Annotated in this window: 21 protein-coding genes and 1 pseudogene; all 22 read left to right on the top strand. The window is 57.8% G+C overall.

The window, feature by feature from the left end; all coding sequences use genetic code 11:
* Positions 1-84 precede the first annotated feature (84 nt).
* The 22 genes and pseudogenes from rpoB to rpsH all read left to right on the top strand — a co-directional run bounded on the left by rpoB (position 85) and on the right by rpsH (position 20,260).
* Positions 85-4,158, top strand: coding sequence for a DNA-directed RNA polymerase subunit beta (rpoB, locus tag LN139_RS19035; RefSeq protein WP_236355613.1), 4,074 nt, complete (start codon positions 85-87; stop codon positions 4,156-4,158).
* A gap of 61 nt (positions 4,159-4,219) precedes the next feature.
* Positions 4,220-8,419: a DNA-directed RNA polymerase subunit beta' gene (gene rpoC, locus LN139_RS19030; protein WP_236355612.1), complete on the top strand. Its 4,200-nt coding sequence runs from the start codon at positions 4,220-4,222 to the stop codon at positions 8,417-8,419.
* Between the two features lie 157 nt (positions 8,420-8,576).
* Positions 8,577-8,948, top strand: a complete 372-nt coding sequence (gene rpsL, locus LN139_RS19025; RefSeq protein ID WP_003186084.1) for a 30S ribosomal protein S12 — start codon at positions 8,577-8,579, stop codon at positions 8,946-8,948.
* A gap of 111 nt (positions 8,949-9,059) precedes the next feature.
* On the top strand, positions 9,060-9,530 hold the full coding sequence (gene rpsG, locus LN139_RS19020) for a 30S ribosomal protein S7 (RefSeq protein ID WP_097089725.1): 471 nt from the start codon (positions 9,060-9,062) through the stop codon (positions 9,528-9,530).
* 30 nt (positions 9,531-9,560) lie between these two features.
* Positions 9,561-11,711, top strand: a complete 2,151-nt coding sequence (gene fusA, locus LN139_RS19015; protein ID WP_236355611.1) for an elongation factor G — start codon at positions 9,561-9,563, stop codon at positions 11,709-11,711.
* A 30-nt stretch (positions 11,712-11,741) separates the two neighbouring features.
* Complete coding sequence (tuf, locus tag LN139_RS19010) at positions 11,742-12,935, top strand: elongation factor Tu (RefSeq protein WP_236355610.1); 1,194 nt, start codon at positions 11,742-11,744, stop codon at positions 12,933-12,935.
* 144 nt (positions 12,936-13,079) lie between these two features.
* Complete coding sequence (rpsJ, locus tag LN139_RS19005; RefSeq protein ID WP_003186070.1) at positions 13,080-13,391, top strand: 30S ribosomal protein S10; 312 nt, start codon at positions 13,080-13,082, stop codon at positions 13,389-13,391.
* Positions 13,392-13,470: 79 nt separating this feature from the next.
* Positions 13,471-14,106 (top strand): 50S ribosomal protein L3, encoded by a 636-nt coding sequence (gene rplC / locus LN139_RS19000; RefSeq protein ID WP_236355609.1) that lies wholly within the window; start codon positions 13,471-13,473, stop codon positions 14,104-14,106.
* Between the two features lie 12 nt (positions 14,107-14,118).
* Positions 14,119-14,721, top strand: a complete 603-nt coding sequence (gene rplD, locus LN139_RS18995) for a 50S ribosomal protein L4 (protein ID WP_097086921.1) — start codon at positions 14,119-14,121, stop codon at positions 14,719-14,721.
* A complete protein-coding gene (gene rplW, locus LN139_RS18990) occupies positions 14,718-15,017 on the top strand; it encodes a 50S ribosomal protein L23 (protein WP_097086923.1) in 300 nt (99 codons plus the stop codon). Before rplD ends, rplW begins: the two co-directional genes overlap by 4 nt.
* A gap of 14 nt (positions 15,018-15,031) precedes the next feature.
* Positions 15,032-15,856 carry a 50S ribosomal protein L2 gene (gene rplB / locus LN139_RS18985; protein ID WP_097086925.1) on the top strand — a complete coding sequence of 275 codons (825 nt, stop codon included), beginning with the start codon at positions 15,032-15,034 and terminating at the stop codon, positions 15,854-15,856.
* Positions 15,857-15,872: 16 nt separating this feature from the next.
* Positions 15,873-16,148, top strand: coding sequence for a 30S ribosomal protein S19 (gene rpsS / locus LN139_RS18980; protein WP_097086928.1), 276 nt, complete (start codon positions 15,873-15,875; stop codon positions 16,146-16,148).
* An 11-nt stretch (positions 16,149-16,159) separates the two neighbouring features.
* Positions 16,160-16,492 carry a 50S ribosomal protein L22 gene (rplV, locus tag LN139_RS18975; RefSeq protein ID WP_003103908.1) on the top strand — a complete coding sequence of 111 codons (333 nt, stop codon included), beginning with the start codon at positions 16,160-16,162 and terminating at the stop codon, positions 16,490-16,492.
* A 13-nt stretch (positions 16,493-16,505) separates the two neighbouring features.
* Complete coding sequence (gene rpsC / locus LN139_RS18970) at positions 16,506-17,192, top strand: 30S ribosomal protein S3 (protein WP_097086930.1); 687 nt, start codon at positions 16,506-16,508, stop codon at positions 17,190-17,192.
* Positions 17,193-17,204: 12 nt separating this feature from the next.
* On the top strand, positions 17,205-17,618 hold the full coding sequence (gene rplP, locus LN139_RS18965) for a 50S ribosomal protein L16 (RefSeq protein ID WP_097086931.1): 414 nt from the start codon (positions 17,205-17,207) through the stop codon (positions 17,616-17,618).
* Entirely contained in the window at positions 17,618-17,809 is a 192-nt protein-coding gene (gene rpmC / locus LN139_RS18960; RefSeq protein ID WP_002555481.1) for a 50S ribosomal protein L29, read from the top strand. Before rplP ends, rpmC begins: the two co-directional genes overlap by 1 nt.
* 2 nt (positions 17,810-17,811) lie before the next feature.
* A complete protein-coding gene (rpsQ, locus tag LN139_RS18955; RefSeq protein WP_236355608.1) occupies positions 17,812-18,078 on the top strand; it encodes a 30S ribosomal protein S17 in 267 nt (88 codons plus the stop codon).
* Between the two features lie 23 nt (positions 18,079-18,101).
* The gene (rplN, locus tag LN139_RS18950) at positions 18,102-18,470 is read left to right on the top strand and encodes a 50S ribosomal protein L14 (protein WP_003289207.1); all 369 of its coding nucleotides are present in this window, start codon (positions 18,102-18,104) and stop codon (positions 18,468-18,470) included.
* 11 nt (positions 18,471-18,481) lie between these two features.
* A pseudogene (gene rplX / locus LN139_RS18945) lies at positions 18,482-18,797 on the top strand (50S ribosomal protein L24).
* A gap of 20 nt (positions 18,798-18,817) precedes the next feature.
* Positions 18,818-19,357, top strand: a complete 540-nt coding sequence (rplE, locus tag LN139_RS18940; protein WP_236355607.1) for a 50S ribosomal protein L5 — start codon at positions 18,818-18,820, stop codon at positions 19,355-19,357.
* A 13-nt stretch (positions 19,358-19,370) separates the two neighbouring features.
* Positions 19,371-19,676 carry a 30S ribosomal protein S14 gene (rpsN, locus tag LN139_RS18935; RefSeq protein ID WP_236355606.1) on the top strand — a complete coding sequence of 102 codons (306 nt, stop codon included), beginning with the start codon at positions 19,371-19,373 and terminating at the stop codon, positions 19,674-19,676.
* 191 nt (positions 19,677-19,867) lie between these two features.
* The gene (gene rpsH / locus LN139_RS18930; RefSeq protein ID WP_097086939.1) at positions 19,868-20,260 is read left to right on the top strand and encodes a 30S ribosomal protein S8; all 393 of its coding nucleotides are present in this window, start codon (positions 19,868-19,870) and stop codon (positions 20,258-20,260) included.
* Positions 20,261-20,268: the final 8 nt, after the last annotated feature.

Here is a 20,268-nt window from a genome sequence, read left to right as displayed (position 1 = left end):
TGCGAGCCATGGGGTTCGCAAGATTTTCTGGCTACTCCCGCCGGGAGAGGCCAAACAAGCAGGTGACCAAGCTGGGGAACGCTGATGGCTTACTCATACACTGAGAAAAAACGTATCCGCAAGGACTTTAGCAAGTTGCCGGACGTCATGGATGTGCCTTACCTCCTGGCCATCCAGCTGGATTCTTATCGTGAATTCCTGCAGGCGGGAGTGTCAAAGGATCAGTTCCGCGACGTCGGCCTGCACGCGGCCTTCAAATCTGTTTTCCCGATCATCAGCTACTCCGGCAATGCTGCCCTGGAGTACGTTGGTTATCGCCTGGGCGAGCCCGCGTTCGATGTCAAAGAGTGCGTGCTGCGCGGTGTTACCTTTGCCGTTCCGTTGAGGGTGAAGGTGCGTCTGATCATTTTCGACAAAGAGTCGTCGAACAAAGCGATCAAAGACATCAAGGAACAAGAAGTCTACATGGGCGAAATCCCATTGATGACTGAGAACGGTACCTTCGTTATCAACGGTACCGAGCGCGTTATCGTTTCCCAGTTGCACCGTTCGCCGGGTGTGTTCTTCGACCACGACCGTGGCAAGACTCACAGCTCGGGCAAGCTGCTTTATTCCGCTCGTATCATTCCCTACCGTGGCTCCTGGCTCGATTTCGAATTCGACCCCAAGGACTGCGTGTTCGTGCGTATCGACCGTCGTCGCAAGCTGCCGGCCTCCGTGCTGCTGCGCGCGCTCGGTTACAGCACTGAAGAAGTGCTCGACACCTTCTACACCACCAACGTGTTCCATATCAAAGGCGAGCAACTGAGCCTGGAACTGGTGCCGCAGCGCCTGCGTGGTGAAGTCGCGATGATCGACATCACTGATGGCGCCGGCAAGGTGATTGTCGAGCAAGGTCGCCGGATCACCGCGCGCCACATCAATCAGCTGGAAAAATCGGGCATCAAAGAGCTCGAAGTTCCGCTGGACTATGTACTGGGCCGTACCACCGCCAAGGCGATCGTGCACCCGGCTACCGGCGAAATCATCGCCGAATGCAATACCGAGCTGTCCACTGACGCTCTGGTCAAGATCGCCAAAGCACAGGTCGTCCGTATCGAGACCCTGTACACCAACGACATTGACTGTGGCCCGTTCATCTCCGATACCCTGAAGATCGACTCGACTACCAACCAGCTCGAAGCGTTGGTCGAAATTTATCGGATGATGCGCCCTGGCGAGCCACCAACCAAGGATGCCGCCGAGACCCTGTTCAACAACCTGTTCTTCAGCGCCGAGCGTTACGACCTGTCCGCTGTCGGCCGCATGAAGTTCAACCGCCGCATCGGCCGTACCGAGATCGAAGGCTCCGGCGTACTCAGCAAGGAAGACATCGTCGCCGTGCTGCGTACCCTGGTCGATATCCGTAACGGCCGCGGCATCGTCGATGACATCGACCACTTGGGTAACCGCCGCGTTCGTTGCGTGGGCGAGATGGCCGAGAACCAGTTCCGTGTTGGCCTGGTGCGCGTTGAGCGTGCAGTCAAGGAACGTCTGTCGATGGCTGAAAGCGAAGGCTTGATGCCGCAGGACCTGATCAACGCCAAGCCGGTGGCTGCTGCGGTGAAGGAGTTCTTCGGTTCCAGCCAGCTCTCGCAGTTCATGGACCAGAACAACCCGCTGTCCGAGATCACCCACAAGCGCCGTGTTTCCGCACTCGGCCCTGGCGGCCTGACTCGTGAGCGCGCAGGCTTCGAAGTTCGCGACGTACACCCGACTCACTATGGTCGCGTATGCCCGATCGAAACGCCTGAGGGTCCGAACATCGGGCTGATCAACTCGCTGGCCGCCTACGCCCGCACCAACCAGTATGGCTTCCTCGAAAGCCCGTACCGCGTTGTGAAGGAAGGCGTTGTTTCCGACGACATCGTGTTCCTGTCCGCGATCGAAGAGGCCGATCACGTCATCGCTCAGGCTTCGGCCTCGATGAACGAACAGAAACAACTGATCGACGAGCTGGTGGCTGTTCGTCACCTGAACGAGTTCACCGTCAAGGCGCCGGAAGACGTCACCCTGATGGACGTTTCGCCCAAGCAGGTTGTGTCGGTCGCCGCATCGCTGATCCCATTCCTGGAGCACGATGACGCCAACCGTGCATTGATGGGTTCGAACATGCAGCGCCAGGCTGTCCCCACGCTGCGCGCCGACAAGCCGCTGGTAGGTACCGGCATGGAGCGCAACGTCGCCCGTGACTCCGGTGTCTGCGTGGTTGCTCGCCGCGGCGGCGTGATCGATTCCGTGGACGCGAGTCGTATCGTCGTGCGCGTAGCGGACGATGAAGTCGAGACAGGTGAGGCCGGTGTAGATATCTACAACCTGACCAAATACACCCGCTCCAACCAGAACACCTGCATCAACCAGCGTCCGCTGGTGAGCAAGGGTGATGTGGTACAGCGCAGTGACATCATGGCTGACGGCCCGTCGACCGACATGGGCGAGCTGGCACTGGGCCAGAACATGCGTATTGCGTTCATGGCGTGGAACGGCTTCAACTTCGAAGACTCCATCTGCTTGTCTGAGCGTGTGGTACAGGAAGATCGTTTCACTACCATCCACATTCAGGAGCTGACCTGTGTCGCACGCGACACCAAGCTTGGCCCAGAGGAAATCACCGCGGACATCCCGAACGTGGGTGAGGCTGCGCTGAACAAGCTGGACGAAGCCGGTATCGTTTACGTGGGCGCCGAAGTTGGCCCGGGCGACATTCTGGTCGGTAAGGTCACACCGAAAGGCGAGACTCAACTGACTCCGGAAGAGAAGCTACTTCGCGCGATCTTCGGTGAAAAAGCCAGTGACGTTAAGGATACTTCCCTGCGCGTGCCGACCGGCACCAAGGGTACTGTCATCGACGTCCAGGTCTTCACTCGTGATGGCGTCGAGCGTGATTCGCGCGCGTTGTCGATCGAGAAAAGCCAGCTCGACCAGATCCGCAAGGACCTGAACGAAGAGTTCCGCATCGTCGAAGGCGCGACCTTCGAGCGCCTGCGTTCGGCTCTGGTAGGCCAGGTCGTCGATGGTGGTGCCAACCTTAAAAAGGGCACTGAGCTCACCGACGATGTTCTGAACGGTCTCGAGCACGGCCAGTGGTTCAAATTGCGCATGGCTGAAGACGCGCTCAACGAGCAGCTTGAAAAAGCTCAGCAGTACATCGTTGACCGTCGTCGCCTGCTTGACGACAAGTTCGAAGACAAGAAGCGCAAGCTGCAGCAGGGTGATGACCTTGCGCCGGGCGTGTTGAAGATCGTCAAGGTGTACCTGGCTATTCGTCGTCGCATCCAGCCGGGCGACAAGATGGCCGGTCGCCACGGTAACAAGGGTGTGGTTTCGGTAATCATGCCGGTCGAAGACATGCCGCACGATGTCCATGGCACTCCGGTCGACGTGGTCCTGAACCCGCTGGGTGTACCGTCTCGTATGAACGTCGGTCAGATCCTCGAAACCCACCTGGGCCTCGCGGCCAAGGGCTTGGGCGAGAAGATCAACCGCATGCTCGAAGAACAGCGTAAGGCAGCGGAAATCCGTGGTTTCCTCACCGAGATCTACAATGAGATCGGCGGCCGCCAGGAAGAGCTTGAAACCTTCAGCGATGCAGAGGTACTCGAGCTCGCCAGTAACCTGAAGAAAGGCGTGCCGATGGCTACGCCGGTTTTCGATGGTGCGAAGGAGAGCGAGATCAAGGCGATGCTCAAGCTCGCCGACATGCCAGAGAGCGGCCAGATGGTGCTGTTCGATGGCCGTACCGGTAACAAGTTCGAGCGTTCGGTGACCGTCGGTTACATGTACATGCTGAAACTCAACCACCTGGTGGACGACAAGATGCACGCGCGTTCCACCGGTTCCTACAGCCTGGTTACCCAGCAGCCGCTGGGTGGTAAGGCTCAGTTCGGTGGTCAGCGTTTCGGGGAGATGGAGGTTTGGGCACTGGAAGCGTACGGTGCAGCCTACACCCTGCAGGAAATGCTGACGGTCAAGTCGGACGATGTGAACGGTCGGACCAAGATGTACAAGAACATCGTGGACGGCGATCACCGTATGGAGCCGGGCATGCCCGAGTCCTTCAACGTGTTGATCAAGGAAATCCGTTCCCTGGGTATCGACATCGATCTGGAAACCGAATAACACGTGACGTGAAGGGGAGGGGGCATTAGCCCTCTCCCTGCTCCGCCAGGAGGAAAAGGCCTTGAAAGACCTGTTGAATTTGCTGAAGAACCAGGGTCAAGTCGAAGAATTCGACGCCATCCGCATTGGTCTGGCCTCGCCTGAAATGATCCGTTCGTGGTCGTTCGGTGAAGTCAAGAAACCAGAAACCATCAACTACCGTACGTTCAAGCCTGAGCGTGACGGCCTTTTCTGCGCCAAGATCTTTGGCCCGGTAAAGGATTACGAGTGCCTGTGCGGCAAGTACAAGCGCCTCAAGCACCGCGGTGTGATCTGCGAGAAGTGCGGCGTGGAAGTTGCCCTCGCCAAGGTCCGCCGCGAGCGGATGGCGCACATCGAACTGGCGTCGCCTGTTGCCCACATCTGGTTCCTGAAGTCGCTGCCGTCCCGTATCGGCTTGCTGATGGACATGACCCTGCGTGATATCGAGCGCGTTCTCTATTTCGAGAGCTACGTTGTGATCGATCCGGGCATGACCACCCTGGAAAAAGGCCAGCTGCTCAACGACGAGCAGTACTTCGAGGCACTGGAAGAGTTCGGTGACGACTTTGACGCCCGCATGGGTGCGGAAGCCGTTCGCGAGCTGCTGCATGCTATCGATCTGGAGCACGAGACTGGCCGCCTGCGCGAAGAGATTCCGCAGACCAACTCCGAGACCAAGATCAAGAAGCTGTCCAAGCGCCTCAAGCTGATGGAAGCGTTCCAGGAGTCCGGCAACCTGCCTGAGTGGATGGTCCTGACCGTCCTGCCCGTGCTGCCGCCTGATCTGCGCCCGCTGGTGCCGCTGGACGGTGGTCGCTTCGCGACGTCCGACCTGAACGACCTGTATCGCCGTGTCATCAACCGTAACAACCGCCTGAAGCGTCTGCTGGATCTGTCTGCGCCCGATATCATCGTGCGCAACGAGAAGCGCATGCTCCAGGAGGCGGTTGACGCATTGCTGGATAACGGCCGCCGTGGCCGTGCCATCACCGGTTCGAACAAGCGCCCGCTCAAGTCGCTCGCCGACATGATCAAGGGTAAGCAAGGTCGTTTCCGTCAGAACCTGCTCGGTAAGCGCGTGGACTACTCCGGTCGTTCCGTGATCACCGTGGGCCCGACCCTGCGTCTGCACCAGTGCGGTCTGCCCAAGAAAATGGCTCTGGAGCTGTTCAAGCCGTTCATCTTCGGCAAGCTGGAAGTGCGTGGCCTGGCCACCACCATCAAAGCCGCCAAGAAGATGGTCGAGCGCGAGCTGCCCGAGGTCTGGGACGTTCTGGCTGAAGTGATTCGCGAACACCCCGTTCTGCTCAACCGCGCGCCGACTCTGCACCGTCTGGGCATCCAGGCGTTCGAGCCCGTGCTCATCGAAGGCAAGGCCATTCAGCTGCATCCGCTGGTCTGTGCGGCGTACAACGCCGACTTCGACGGTGACCAGATGGCTGTGCACGTTCCGCTGACCCTCGAGGCACAGCTGGAAGCTCGCGCGCTGATGATGTCGACCAACAACATCCTCTCGCCAGCCAACGGCGAGCCGATCATCGTGCCTTCCCAGGACGTGGTTCTGGGCCTGTACTACATGACTCGTGAGGCGATCAACGCCAAGGGTGAAGGCCGCGTATTCGCTGACCTGCAGGAAGTCGACCGGGTATTCCGTGCCGGCGAGGCAGCTCTGCATGCACGCATCAAGGTCCGCATCACCGAGACCGTCAACGAGCGTGACGGCACCTCGCAGACCAACACTCGCATTGTCGACACCACTGTCGGCCGCGCGCTGTTGTTCCAGGTGGTCCCGGCTGGCCTGCCGTATGATGTCGTCAACCAGCCGATGAAGAAAAAGGCGATTTCCAAGCTGATCAACCAGTGCTACCGCGTGGTGGGTCTGAAGGAAACCGTCATCTTCGCCGACCAGCTGATGTACACAGGTTTCGCCTATTCGACCATTTCCGGTGTGTCCATCGGTGTGAACGACTTCGTCATCCCTGATGAAAAGGCACGCATCATCGGCACTGCTACCGATGAAGTGAAAGAAATCGAAAGCCAGTACGCCTCCGGCCTGGTAACCCAGGGCGAGAAGTACAACAAGGTGATCGACCTGTGGTCGAAGGCCAACGACGAAGTGTCCAAGGCGATGATGGCCAACCTCTCGAAAGAGAAAGTCATCGACCGCGAGGGCAATGAGGTCGATCAGGAGTCCTTCAACTCCATGTATATGATGGCTGACTCCGGGGCCCGGGGTTCGGCTGCTCAGATTCGCCAGCTGGCCGGTATGCGTGGCCTGATGGCCAAACCGGACGGCTCGATTATCGAGACGCCGATCACGGCGAACTTCCGTGAAGGCCTGAGCGTTCTTCAGTACTTCATTTCCACGCACGGTGCGCGTAAAGGTCTGGCCGATACCGCGTTGAAGACTGCGAACTCGGGTTACCTGACTCGCCGTCTCGTGGACGTAGCGCAAGACCTGGTGGTGACCGAGATCGACTGCGGTACCGAACAGGGTCTGCTCATGACGCCGCACATTGAAGGTGGCGACGTGGTTGAGCCGCTGGGTGAGCGCGTGTTGGGTCGTGTGATCGCTCGCGATGTGTTCAAGCCAGGCACCGAGGACGTTATCGTTCCTGCCGGTACGCTCGTCGACGAACGTTGGGTCGAGTTCATCGAGCTCAACAGCATCGACGAAGTGATCGTTCGCTCGCCGATCAGCTGCGAAACTCGTTTCGGCATCTGCGCCAAGTGCTACGGTCGCGACCTTGCTCGTGGTCACCAGGTCAACATCGGTGAAGCGGTCGGCGTTATTGCTGCCCAATCGATCGGTGAGCCGGGTACCCAGCTGACCATGCGTACCTTCCACATCGGTGGTGCGGCAAGCCGTACTTCCGCCGCGGACAGCGTACAGGTCAAGAACGGCGGCATGGTTCGCCTGCACAACCTCAAGCACGTCGAGCGTCTGGATGGGAACCTCGTTGCCGTATCCCGTTCCGGCGAGCTGGCAGTAGCCGATGAGTTTGGCCGTGAGCGTGAACGCTACAAGCTGCCTTACGGTGCCGTGCTTTCCGTGAAGGAAGGCGACAAGGTCGACGCTGGTTCCATCGTCGCCAAGTGGGACCCGCACACCCACCCGATCGTTACCGAGATGAAAGGTACGGTTAACTTCGTTGGGATGGAAGAAGGCATCACCATCAAGCGCCAGACTGACGAGCTGACTGGCCTGACCAACATCGAAGTGCTGGACGTCAAGGACCGCCCCGCTGCAGGCAAGGAAATTCGCCCTGCGGTCAAGCTGGTTGGCGCTGACGGCAAGGACCTGCTGTTGCCGGGCACCGACGTGCCTGCGCAGTATTTCCTGCCCGCCAACGCACTGGTCGGTGTAGCCGATGGCGCCCAGGTGGGTGTGGGTGACGTGGTTGCGCGGATTCCACAGGAAACCTCGAAGACCCGTGACATCACCGGTGGTCTGCCACGCGTTGCCGACCTGTTTGAAGCCCGCCGGCCCAAGGAAGCTTCGATCCTGGCAGAAATCAGCGGGACTATCGCATTCGGCAAGGAAACCAAAGGCAAGCGCCGCTTGGTTATCACTCCGACCGATGGCAGCGACCCGTACGAAGAGCTGATCCCGAAATGGCGCCACCTGAACGTGTTCGAGGGTGAGCAGGTCAACAAAGGTGAAGTTATCTCGGACGGCCCGAGCGATCCGCATGACATCCTGCGCCTGCTGGGTGTGAGCGCGCTGGCCAAGTACATTGTCAACGAGATCCAGGACGTTTACCGCCTGCAGGGTGTGAAGATCAACGACAAGCACATCGAGACTATTCTGCGGCAGATGCTGCGCAAGGTCGAAGTGAGCGAGTCGGGCGACTCCAGCTTCATCAAAGGCGATCAGGTCGAACTCACCCATGTTCTGGGCGAGAACGAGCGCCTGGTTACCGAAGAGAAGTTCATCGCCAAGTACACTCGTGTGCTGCTCGGTATCACCAAGGCCTCGTTGTCGACCGAGTCGTTCATTTCGGCGGCTTCGTTCCAGGAAACTACCCGCGTTCTTACCGAAGCGGCAGTGACTGGCAAGCGTGACTACCTGCGCGGCCTGAAGGAAAACGTCGTTGTTGGTCGCCTGATCCCGGCCGGTACCGGCCTTGCCTATCACAGCGAACGCAAGCGTCGCCGTGATGCGGACAAACCGCTGCGTGTCAGCGCCAGTGAGGTCGAAGCCGCACTGACCGAAGCGCTGAACTCCAGCGGCAACTGATCGAGACGGGCGCCACCCCACCGGCATCAGCCGGGGAGGGTGGCGCCCTCGTCTTGACGGGGCGGAGTATCCTCTTTAGACTCTTGTACCCCTAAATTGGCGGGGCCTCGGCCCTGCCACTTTTGTTTATGTCGAAAGACAACAGTGGAGCTAGTAGATGGCAACTATCAACCAGCTGGTACGTCAGCCGCGCAAGCGTATCGTCGAGAAATCCGACGTGCCTGCGCTGCAGAACTGCCCGCAGCGTCGTGGCGTGTGCACCCGCGTGTACACCACCACGCCGAAAAAACCTAACTCGGCACTGCGTAAAGTATGCCGTGTGCGTCTGACCAACGGTTTCGAGGTTTCCTCGTACATCGGCGGTGAAGGCCACAACCTGCAAGAGCACAGTGTCGTGCTGATCCGTGGCGGTCGTGTAAAAGACTTGCCAGGTGTGCGTTACCACACCGTTCGCGGTTCTCTGGATACCTCGGGTGTCAAGGGCCGTAACCAGGGTCGTTCGAAGTACGGTACCAAGCGTCCGAAATAAGGCTCGCTTGTTGCAGTTCTGCAGTCACCATTTTTACTGAGTCGATAAGAGTAAGGTCGGGCAGCGAATCGCCAGTCCCGGGCTAACCTGAAGACCGTTTGAGGGCTTATCATGCCAAGACGTCGTGTAGCAGCAAAACGTGAGATTCTCGACGATCCTAAATACGGATCGCAAATTCTCGCCAAATTCATGAACCACGTGATGGAAAGCGGCAAGAAGGCTGTGGCCGAGCGCATCGTTTACGGTGCTCTGGATACCGTCAAGTCGCGCAAGAACGCCGATCCCCTGGAGATCTTCGAGAAAGCTCTCGACGCCATCGCTCCGCTGGTCGAAGTCAAGTCCCGCCGTGTAGGCGGTGCTACCTACCAGGTGCCGGTTGAAGTTCGCCCATCCCGTCGTAACGCTCTGGCCATGCGCTGGCTGGTAGACTTCGCCCGCAAGCGCGGCGAGAAGTCCATGGCGCTGCGCCTGGCTGGTGAGTTGCTGGATGCTGCTGAAGGCAAAGGCGCCGCAGTCAAGAAGCGTGAAGACGTCCACCGTATGGCTGAAGCCAACAAGGCGTTCTCGCACTACCGCTTCTAATCTCAGCGTATTTAACCTTGCGAGGGCTCTATGGCTCGTACAACTCCGATTAATCTGTACCGTAACATCGGTATCTGTGCTCACGTGGATGCGGGTAAAACCACTACCACCGAGCGGATCCTGTTCTACACGGGTGTGAACCACAAGCTGGGCGAGGTGCATGATGGCGCCGCGACCATGGACTGGATGGTTCAGGAGCAGGAGCGTGGTATTACCATTACCTCCGCGGCTACCACCACCTTCTGGCAGGGTTCTACCAAACAGTTCCCGAACCAGTATCGCTTCAACATCATCGATACCCCCGGCCACGTTGACTTCACCATTGAAGTAGAGCGTTCGCTGCGCGTGCTCGACGGTGCTGTCGTTGTGTTCTGCGGCACCTCCGGTGTTGAGCCTCAGTCCGAAACCGTATGGCGCCAAGCCAACAAGTACGGCGTTCCACGTATCGTTTACGTGAACAAGATGGACCGTGCTGGTGCCAACTTCCTGCGCGTGATCGGCCAGATCAAGAACCGCCTGGGTCACACCCCGGTTCCGGTCCAGCTGGCTATCGGTGCAGAAGATGACTTCGAAGGTCAGGTCGACCTGATCAAGATGAAGGCCATCTACTGGAACGAAGACGACAAGGGCATGAACTACCGTGAGGAAGAAATTCCTGCGGAGCTGCTTGAGTTGGCCAAAGAGTGGCGCTCGAACATGATCGAGGCGGCCGCCGAGGCTACCGAAGAGCTGATGAACAAGTATCTCGAAGGGGGTGAACTTACCCTCGAAGAGATCAAGGCAGGCCTGCGTGCGCGCACCCTGGCTGGCGAGATCGTTCCTGCGGTCTGCGGTTCGTCGTTCAAGAACAAGGGTGTTCCGCTGATGCTGGACGCCGTTGTCGACTTCCTGCCGGCACCTACCGAGATCCCTGCGATTCGCGGTATCCACCCGGACCTGGCTGAAACGCCGAAGGAAAACATCACCGACGAGCAGTACGATCGTCGTGAAGCCGACGACAATGCTCCGTTCTCGGCGCTGGCGTTCAAGATCGCAACCGACCCGTTCGTAGGTACTCTGACCTTCGCTCGCGTCTACTCGGGCGTATTGAGCTCCGGTGACTCGGTCATCAACTCGGTGAAAGGCAAGAAAGAACGCGTCGGCCGTATGGTCCAGATGCATGCCAACACCCGTGAAGAGATCAAGGAAGTTCGCGCTGGCGATATCGCTGCGTTGATCGGCATGAAGGATGTCACCACTGGTGAAACCCTGTGCGCCATCGACAAGCCGATCATTCTTGAGCGTATGGACTTCCCTGAGCCTGTGATTTCGGTAGCTGTCGAGCCGAAAACCAAGGCTGACCAGGAGAAGATGGGTATCGCACTGGGCAAGCTGGCCCAGGAAGACCCGTCGTTCCGCGTCAAGACCGACGAAGAAACCGGCCAGACCATCATCTCCGGTATGGGTGAGCTTCACCTGGACATCCTCGTTGACCGTATGAAGCGTGAGTTCGGTGTTGAGGCCAACATCGGCAAGCCGCAGGTTTCCTACCGCGAGCGCATCACCAAGGACAACGTCGAGATCGAAGGCAAGTTCGTTCGCCAATCCGGCGGCCGCGGCCAGTTCGGTCACTGCTGGATCCGCTTCTCGCAACCCGATGTGGACGAGAGCGGCAACATCACCGAAGGTCTGGTGTTCGTCAACGAGGTTGTAGGTGGTGTGGTTCCGAAGGAATTCATCCCGGCAATCCAGAAGGGCATCGAAGAGCAGATGAAGAACGGCGTTGTTGCCGGCTACCCTCTGCTGGGCCTGAAGGCGACTGTATTTGACGGTTCGTACCACGATGTCGACTCGAACGAAATGGCGTTCAAGGTCGCTGCATCGATGGCAACCAAGCAGCTGGCGGCCAAAGGCGGCGGTCAAGTGCTTGAGCCGATCATGAAGGTCGAAGTTGTGACTCCGGAAGACTACATGGGTGACGTGATGGGTGACCTGAACCGTCGTCGTGGTCTGATCCAGGGTATGGAAGACTCGGTCTCCGGCAAGGTTATCCGTGCCGAAGTGCCGCTGGGTGAAATGTTCGGTTACGCAACCGACGTTCGTTCCATGTCCCAGGGTCGTGCCAGCTACTCCATGGAATTCTCCAAATACGCCGAAGCTCCGTCGAACATCGTCGAAGCTCTGATCAAGAAACAAGGCTAATTCAGCCCTTTAGGCAAGAGGTTCACAGTCGTGGCTAAAGAAAAATTCGAACGTAACAAACCGCACGTCAACGTTGGCACCATCGGTCACGTTGACCACGGTAAAACCACCCTGACCGCAGCGCTGACTCGCGTTTGCTCCGAGGTTTTCGGTTCCGCCAAGGTTGACTTCGACAAGATCGACAGCGCCCCGGAAGAGAAGGCTCGTGGTATCACCATCAACACCGCGCACGTTGAGTACGACTCTGCCGTACGTCACTATGCGCACGTTGACTGCCCGGGTCACGCCGACTACGTCAAGAACATGATCACCGGTGCTGCGCAGATGGACGGCGCGATTCTGGTTTGCTCGGCCGCCGATGGTCCGATGCCTCAGACCCGTGAGCACATCCTGCTGTCCCGTCAGGTAGGCGTTCCTTACATCGTCGTGTTCCTGAACAAGGCCGACATGGTTGATGACGCTGAGCTGCTGGAACTGGTCGAGATGGAAGTTCGCGACCTGCTGAGCACCTACGACTTCCCAGGTGACGACACTCCGATCATCATCGGTTCGGCTCTGATGGCCCTGAACGGCCAGGACGACAACGAGATGGGTACTTCGGCTGTCAAGAAGCTGGTCGAGACTCTGGACGTTTACATTCCTGAGCCTGAGCGTGCCATCGACAAGCCGTTCCTGCTGCCGATCGAAGACGTGTTCTCGATCTCCGGCCGCGGTACTGTTGTGACTGGTCGTGTAGAGCGCGGCATCGTCAAGATTCAGGAAGAAGTGGAAATCGTCGGCCTGCGTCCGACCACCAAAACCACTTGCACCGGTGTCGAGATGTTCCGCAAGCTGCTGGACGAAGGCCGTGCTGGCGAGAACTGCGGCGTGCTGCTGCGTGGTACCAAGCGTGACGACGTTGAGCGTGGTCAGGTTCTGGCCAAGCCAGGCTCAATCAAGCCGCACACCAAGTTCGTTGGCGAAGTCTACGTTCTGTCGAAGGAAGAAGGCGGCCGTCATACTCCGTTCTTCAAAGGCTACCGTCCTCAGTTCTACTTCCGTACTACTGACGTGACTGGCGACTGCCAACTGCCGGAAGGTGTTGAGATGGTCATGCCTGGTGACAACATTCAGATGACTGTCACCCTGATCAAGCCAATCGCCATGGATCAAGGTCTGCGCTTCGCAATTCGCGAAGGCGGCCGTACCGTTGGTGCTGGTGTTGTAGCAAGCGTCGTCGAATAAGTTCGGCTCGCTGGTAGAAAAGGCCCCCGCTCAGCGGGGGCTTTTTTTATGCGGTTGACACTGTAATTGGCCATCTATAGAATCACGCCTCCTTTTAACGGGCATATTGCGCCCGTTGGGAATGAGCCTGGAGTCTGAAATCCAATGCAAAATCAGCAAATCCGCATCAGGTTGAAGGCATTTGACCATCGCCTGATCGACCAATCCACCCAGGAAATCGTGGAAACCGCGAAACGTACTGGTGCACAAGTGCGTGGTCCGATCCCACTGCCTACCCGTAAGGAGCGTTTTACCGTTCTGGTTTCTCCGCACGTCAACAAAGACGCGCGCGATCAGTACGAAATTCGCACCCACAAGCGCGTTCTGGATATCGTTCAGCCCACCGACAAAACTGTCGATGCGCTGATGAAACTGGATCTCGCGGCAGGCGTGGAAGTACAGATCAGCCTCGGCTAAGCAGAAGCTTGGTCGTGTAACGCTCTGAAATGGGCGGCCATAGCGGGTGAAAGCCCCGTACACTCATGAGGTTTACAACATGACTATTGGTGTAGTCGGTCGTAAGTGCGGCATGACCCGCATTTTCACCGAAGATGGTGTCTCTATTCCGGTTACGGTCATCGAGGTCGAGCCGAATCGCGTCACCCAGTTCAAAACCGAAGAATCCGATGGCTACCGTGCAGTTCAAGTGACTGTCGGCGAGCGTCGTGCTTCGCGCGTGACCGCTGCTCAGGCGGGTCATTTCGCTAAGGCAAACGTTGCTGCGGGCCGTAGCGTCCTGGAATTCCGCCTTGAAGAAGGCGATTACCAGGCCGGCGACCTGATCAAGGCAGACCTGTTCGCTGCTGGCCAAATGGTAGATGTTACCGGCCAGTCCAAAGGTAAAGGCTTCGCCGGTACCATCAAGCGCTGGAACTTCCGCGGTCAGGACAACACCCACGGTAACTCCGTTTCCCACCGCGTCCCGGGCTCCATCGGCCAGTGCCAGACTCCTGGTCGTGTATTCAAGGGCAAAAAGATGTCCGGTCACATGGGCGCCGAGCGCGTGACCGTTCAGTCCTTGGAAATTGTCCGCGTCGACGCTGAGCGCAATTTGCTGCTGGTCAAGGGCGCCGTTCCTGGTGCAACTGGCGGTGACGTGATTGTGCGTCCAGCTGTTAAGGCTCGCGGTTAAGGGGAAACTGACATGCAACTGAATGTAAATGACGCGCAAGCGATCGAAGTTTCCGAGCTGACTTTTGGTGGCGAATTCAACGAGACCCTGGTTCACCAGGCCGTTGTCGCTTACATGGCTGGCGGCCGTCAAGGCAGCAAAGCTCAAAAGAGCCGTTCGGATGTCGCTGGTGGCGGTAAGCGCCCATGGCGCCAAAAAGGCACCGGTCGCGCCCGTGCCGGTACTATCCGTAGCCCGCTGTGGCGTGGCGGTGGTACCACTTTCGCGGCTCGCCCTCAAGATCACTCGCAAAAGCTCAACAAGAAGATGTACCGCGCCGCGCTGCGCTCCATCCTCGCTGAGCTCGTGCGTACCGATCGCCTGGTCGTGGTTCAGGACTTCGCTGTTGAAGCCCCGAAAACCAAAGACCTGCTGGGCAAGCTCAATGGTCTGGGCCTGACCGACGTGCTGATTGTTTCCGAAGCCGTTGACCAGAACCTGTACCTGGCCGCTCGCAACCTGCCGCACGTTGACGTTCGTGACGTCCAGGGTTCTGATCCGGTCAGCCTGATCGCCTACGACAAGGTGCTGATCACCGTGTCCGCCGTGAAGAAATTCGAGGAGCTGCTGGGATGAACCAGGAACGCGTATTCAAAGTTCTGCTTGGCCCGCACGTCTCCGAGAAGGCCACCGTTCTGGCTGAAAAGAAAAGCCAGTTCGTCTTCAAGGTCGCGACCGATGCTACCAAGCTGGAAATCAAGAAGGCCGTTGAAAGCCTGTTCGACGTGAAAGTCGCCAGCGTCACTACCCTGAATGTTCTGGGTAAGACCAAGCGTACTGCTCGCGGTCTGGGCAAGCGCAATGACTGGAAGAAGGCCATCGTTGCCCTTCAACCAGGCCAAGATCTCGATTTCAGCAGCAGTGCTGAGTAAGGAAGGGGTGCATCATGGCAATCGTTAAATGCAAACCGACTTCCGCTGGCCGCCGTTTTGTGGTCAAGGTCGTCAACAAGGAGCTGCATAAAGGCGCTCCTCACGCTGCCCTGCTCGAAAAGAAATCGAAGTCTGGTGGTCGTAACAACAATGGCCGCATCACTACGCGTCACGTAGGTGGCGGCCACAAGCAGCACTATCGTCTGGTCGACTTCCGTCGCAACGACAAAGACGGCATCGCCGGCACTGTCGAGCGTATCGAATACGATCCGAACCGTACTGCTTTCATCGCACTGGTTCTGTTCGCTGATGGCGAGCGTCGTTACATCCTGGCTCCGAAAGGCGTCAGCGCTGGCGATCAGGTCATCTCGGGTGCTCTGGCTCCTATCAAGCCAGGCAACACCCTGCAGCTGCGCAACATTCCAGTCGGTTCCACCGTTCACGCGATCGAACTGAAGCCTGGTAAAGGTGCTCAGATCGCTCGTTCCGCTGGTGCTTCGGCTCAGCTGGTCGCTCGTGAAGGTGTATACGTGACCCTGCGTCTCCGCTCTGGCGAGATGCGTAAAGTGCTGGCTGAGTGCCGCGCGACCCTGGGCGAAGTCTCGAACTCCGAGCACAGCCTGCGTTCGCTGGGTAAAGCTGGTGCCAAACGCTGGCGTGGCGTTCGCCCAACCGTTCGTGGTGTTGCCATGAACCCGGTTGACCACCCGCATGGTGGTGGTGAAGGTCGTACGTCCGGTGGTCGTCATCCGGTATCGCCATGGGGCTTCCCAACCAAGGGTGCGAAGACTCGTGCGAACAAGCGTACCGACAAAATGATCGTCCGTCGTCGCAAGTAAATAGAGGGATACGACAGTGCCACGTTCTCTGAAAAAAGGTCCTTTTATCGATCTTCACCTGTTGAAGAAGATCGAAGTGGCGGCGGAAAAGAATGATCGCAAACCGGTGAAAACCTGGTCGCGTCGTTCGATGATCCTGCCGCAAATGGTTGGTTTGACCATCGCTGTACACAACGGTCGTCAGCACGTTCCTGTGCTGGTGAGCGAAGACATGGTTGGCCATAAACTGGGCGAGTTCGCCGCTACCCGCACCTATCGCGGGCACGCAGCTGACAAGAAAGCCAAGCGCTAAGGGGTATGGAAATGGAAGTAGCCGCTAAGCTGTCGGGCGCTCGAATCTCCGCCCAGAAAGCCCGCTTGGTCGCCGACCAGATCCGCGGGAAGAAGGTGGGCGAAGCGCTCAACCTGTTGGCCTTCAGCAGCAAAAAAGCCGCTGAAATCATGAAGAAAGTCCTTGAATCGGCCGTTGCCAACGCCGAGCACAACGAAGGCGCAGACGTCGATGACCTCAAGGTTTCGACCGTTTTCGTCAACGAAGGGCGTTCGCTGAAGCGCATCATGCCGCGTGCCAAAGGCCGCGCTGATCGCATCGTCAAGCGGTCTTGCCATATCACTGTCAAGGTTGCGGACAAGTAACGGAGTCGATCAGATGGGTCAGAAAGTACATCCCGTTGGCATCCGCCTGGGAATCGTCAAGGAGCACACCTCCGTCTGGTATGCAGGCGGTAAGACTTACGCCGATTATCTGCTTGCAGATCTGAAGACGCGTGAGTACCTCCAAGACAAACTAAAAAGCGCGTCCGTTAGCCGTATCGATATTCATCGCCCGGCTCAAACCGCACGCATCACCATCCACACCGCTCGTCCCGGCATCGTGATCGGCAAAAAAGGTGAGGATGTTGAAAAACTGCGTCAGGACCTGACCAAGCAAATGGGTGTGCCTGTGCACATCAACATCGAAGAGATCCGCAAGCCGGAACTCGACGGTATGCTGGTTGCCCAGAGCGTAGCCCAGCAGCTGGAGCGTCGTGTGATGTTCCGTCGCGCCATGAAGCGCGCCGTTCAGAACGCCATGCGCATTGGTGCCAAAGGCATCAAGATCCAGGTCAGCGGTCGTCTCGGCGGTGCTGAAATCGCACGTACTGAATGGTATCGCGAAGGTCGTGTGCCTCTGCACACCCTGCGTGCCGACATCGACTATGCAACCTACGAAGCTCACACCACTTATGGTGTGATCGGTGTAAAGGTTTGGATCTTCAAAGGCGAAGTGATTGGTGGTCGCCAGGAAGAGCTGAAGCCTCAAGCACCAGCGCCTCGTAAAAAAGCTGCCAAGTAAGGGGTACGCCAAATGTTGCAACCAAAGCGTACAAAATTCCGCAAGCAGATGACCGGCCACAACCGTGGTCTGGCTCAGCGCGGTAGCAAAGTCAGCTTCGGTGAATTCGCACTGAAAGCTGTCGCTCGTGGTCGTCTCACCGCTCGTCAGATCGAGTCCGCGCGTCGTGCGCTGACCCGTCACGTAAAACGTGGCGGCAAGATCTGGATCCGCGTGTTCCCGGACAAGCCGGTTACCAAGAAGCCTCTCGAAGTGCGGATGGGTAAAGGTAAGGGTAGCGTGGAGTACTGGGTTGCCCAGATTCAGCCAGGCAAGGTCCTGTATGAAATCGAGGGTGTTTCCGAGCAACTGGCTCGCGAGGCATTTGCCCTGGCCGCTGCCAAGCTGCCACTGGCAACCTCCTTTGTTAAGCGGACGGTGATGTGATGAAAGCGAACGAACTTCGTGAGAAATCAGCACAGCAACTGAACGAGCAACTGCTCGGCTTGCTGCGCGACCAGTTCAACCTGCGTATGCAGAAGGCGACTGGTCAGTTGGGGCAGTCTCACCTGCTCTCGCAAGTGAAGCGTGACATCGCTCGCGTGAAGACTGTGCTTAACCAGCAGGCAGGTAAGTGATCATGGCTGAAGCCGAAAAGACCGTCCGTACGCTGACTGGCCGTGTCGTCAGCGATAAAATGGACAAAACCATCACCGTTCTGATCGAGCGTCGCGTAAAGCACCCGATCTACGGTAAATACGTCAAGCGTTCGACCAAGCTGCACGCCCACGACGAAAGCAATCAGTGCCACATCGGCGACAAGGTCACCATCCGGGAAATTCGCCCGATGGCCAAGACCAAGTGCTGGGCTCTGGTTGAAGTCGTTGAGCGCGCTGTTGAAGTCTAAGGGCTAGGGGTCGGAGATATTTTATGATTCAGACTCAATCGATGCTCGATGTGGCCGATAACAGCGGCGCTCGTCGCGTCATGTGCATCAAGGTACTGGGCGGCTCGCACCGTCGTTACGCCGGTATCGGTGACATCATCAAGGTAACCGTCAAGGAAGCGATTCCTCGTGGCAAGGTCAAGAAAGGCCAGGTCATGACAGCGGTCGTCGTTCGTACTCGTCATGGCGTTCGTCGCCCTGATGGTTCGATCATCCGCTTCGACGGCAACGCCGCGGTCCTGCTGAACAACAAGCAGGAGCCTATCGGCACCCGTATCTTCGGGCCAGTGACCCGTGAACTTCGTTCCGAGAAGTTCATGAAGATCGTCTCGCTCGCCCCTGAAGTGCTGTAAGGAGATCCGACATGCAAAAGATTCGTCGTGACGACGAGATCATCGTGATCGCCGGCAAGAGACAAGGGCAAGCGCGGTAAGGTGCTGAAGGTGCTCGCTGACGACCGTCTGGTCGTTGGTGGGGTCAACCTGGTCAAGCGTCATACCAAGCCGAATCCGATGGCTGGCATTCAAGGCGGTATCGTCGAGAAAGAGGCGCCGCTGCACGCTTCCAACGTTGCCATTTTCAATGGCGAGACCAACAAGGCTGACCGCGTTGGTTTCAAAGTCGAAGACGGTAAGAAAATTCGTGTCTTCAAGTCGACCCAAAAAGCGGTTGATGCTTGAACACTGCTAGGTAAATGACCATGGCACGACTGAAAGAGATTTACCGGAAGGAAATCGCGCCCAAGCTTAAGGAAGAACTTAAGCTGGCAAACGTGATGGAAGTTCCGCGCGTTACCAAAATCACCCTGAACATGGGTCTGGGCGAGGCGATCGGTGACAAGAAAGTCATTGAGCACGCTGTTGCCGACCTGGAAAAAATCACCGGTCAAAAGCCGATCGTGACCTACGCTCGCAACTCGATTGCAGGCTTCAAGGTTCGTGAAGGCTGGCCGATTGGTGTCAAGGTGACTCTGCGTCGCGAACGTATGTATGAGTTCCTGGATCGTCTGCTGTCGATCTCCCTGCCTCGGGTCCGCGACTTCCGCGGCCTGAATGCCAAGTCCTTCGATGGCCGTGGCAACTACAGCATGGGTGTCAAAGAGCAGATCATCTTCCCGGAAATCGATTACGACAAGATCGATGCTCTTCGCGGTCTGGACATTACCCTGACCACCACTGCTCGTACGGACGAAGAAGGCCGCGCTCTGCTGCGTGCATTCAAGTTCCCGTTCCGCAACTGATTGGAGTCGGATAATGGCTAAGAAGAGCATGAAAAACCGTGAGCTGAAGCGCCAGAAGACGGTCGCCAAGTTCGCAGTCAAGCGCGCTGCGCTGAAAGCAACCATCGTGAATCTGGAAGCTACTCCGGAAGAGCGCTGGAACGCTACCATCGCACTGCAGAAGCAACCACGTGACGCCAGCGCCTCGCGCATGCGTAACCGTTGCCGCCTGACCGGTCGTCCTCACGGTGTATACCGTAAGTTCGGCCTCTCGCGTAACAAGCTGCGCGAAGCTGCAATGCGCGGCGACGTACCAGGCCTGGTCAAAGCCAGCTGGTAAGTCGTTGGCTGGCGGGCCATTCGTCCGCCAGCTTCCGCTATCTACGATCAAGCCCCTTGTGGGGCTTGATTCGTTTCCGGGGTATCTCTAGAATGATCGGCTCGCCCGAGCCCGGGCATCGTTGCCGTGGCCGTTCGGGCGATCTATGCAGCCGCAAGGCTCGTTTATCTTGTATCAGGAGCATCTAGCCCATGAGTATGCAGGACCCGTTAGCGGACATGCTAACTCGCATCCGTAATGCCCAGATGGCTGAAAAGTCCGTTGTAAGCATGCCTTCTTCCAAACTGAAGGTAGCTGTTGCCAAAGTTCTCAAAGACGAAGGCTACATCGCGGGTTATCAGGTCACTGGCGACGCGAAGCCATCGCTGTCCCTCGAGCTGAAATACTTCGAAGGCCGTCCGGTCATCGAAGAGGTCAAGCGCGTTAGTCGCCCTGGCCTGCGTCAATACAAAGCTGTCGAAGACCTGCCGAAAGTACGCGGCGGCCTCGGCGTTTCCATCGTCTCCACCAACAAAGGTGTGATGACGGATCGCGCTGCGCGCGCTGCCGGTGTCGGCGGCGAAGTGCTCTGCACCGTGTTCTAAGGGGAGCC

The sequence above is a fragment of the Pseudomonas sp. KNUC1026 genome (assembly GCF_021650705.1).
In the GTDB taxonomy this organism is placed as follows: domain Bacteria; phylum Pseudomonadota; class Gammaproteobacteria; order Pseudomonadales; family Pseudomonadaceae; genus Aquipseudomonas.
This window is presented reverse-complemented; position numbering and strand designations above follow the sequence as displayed.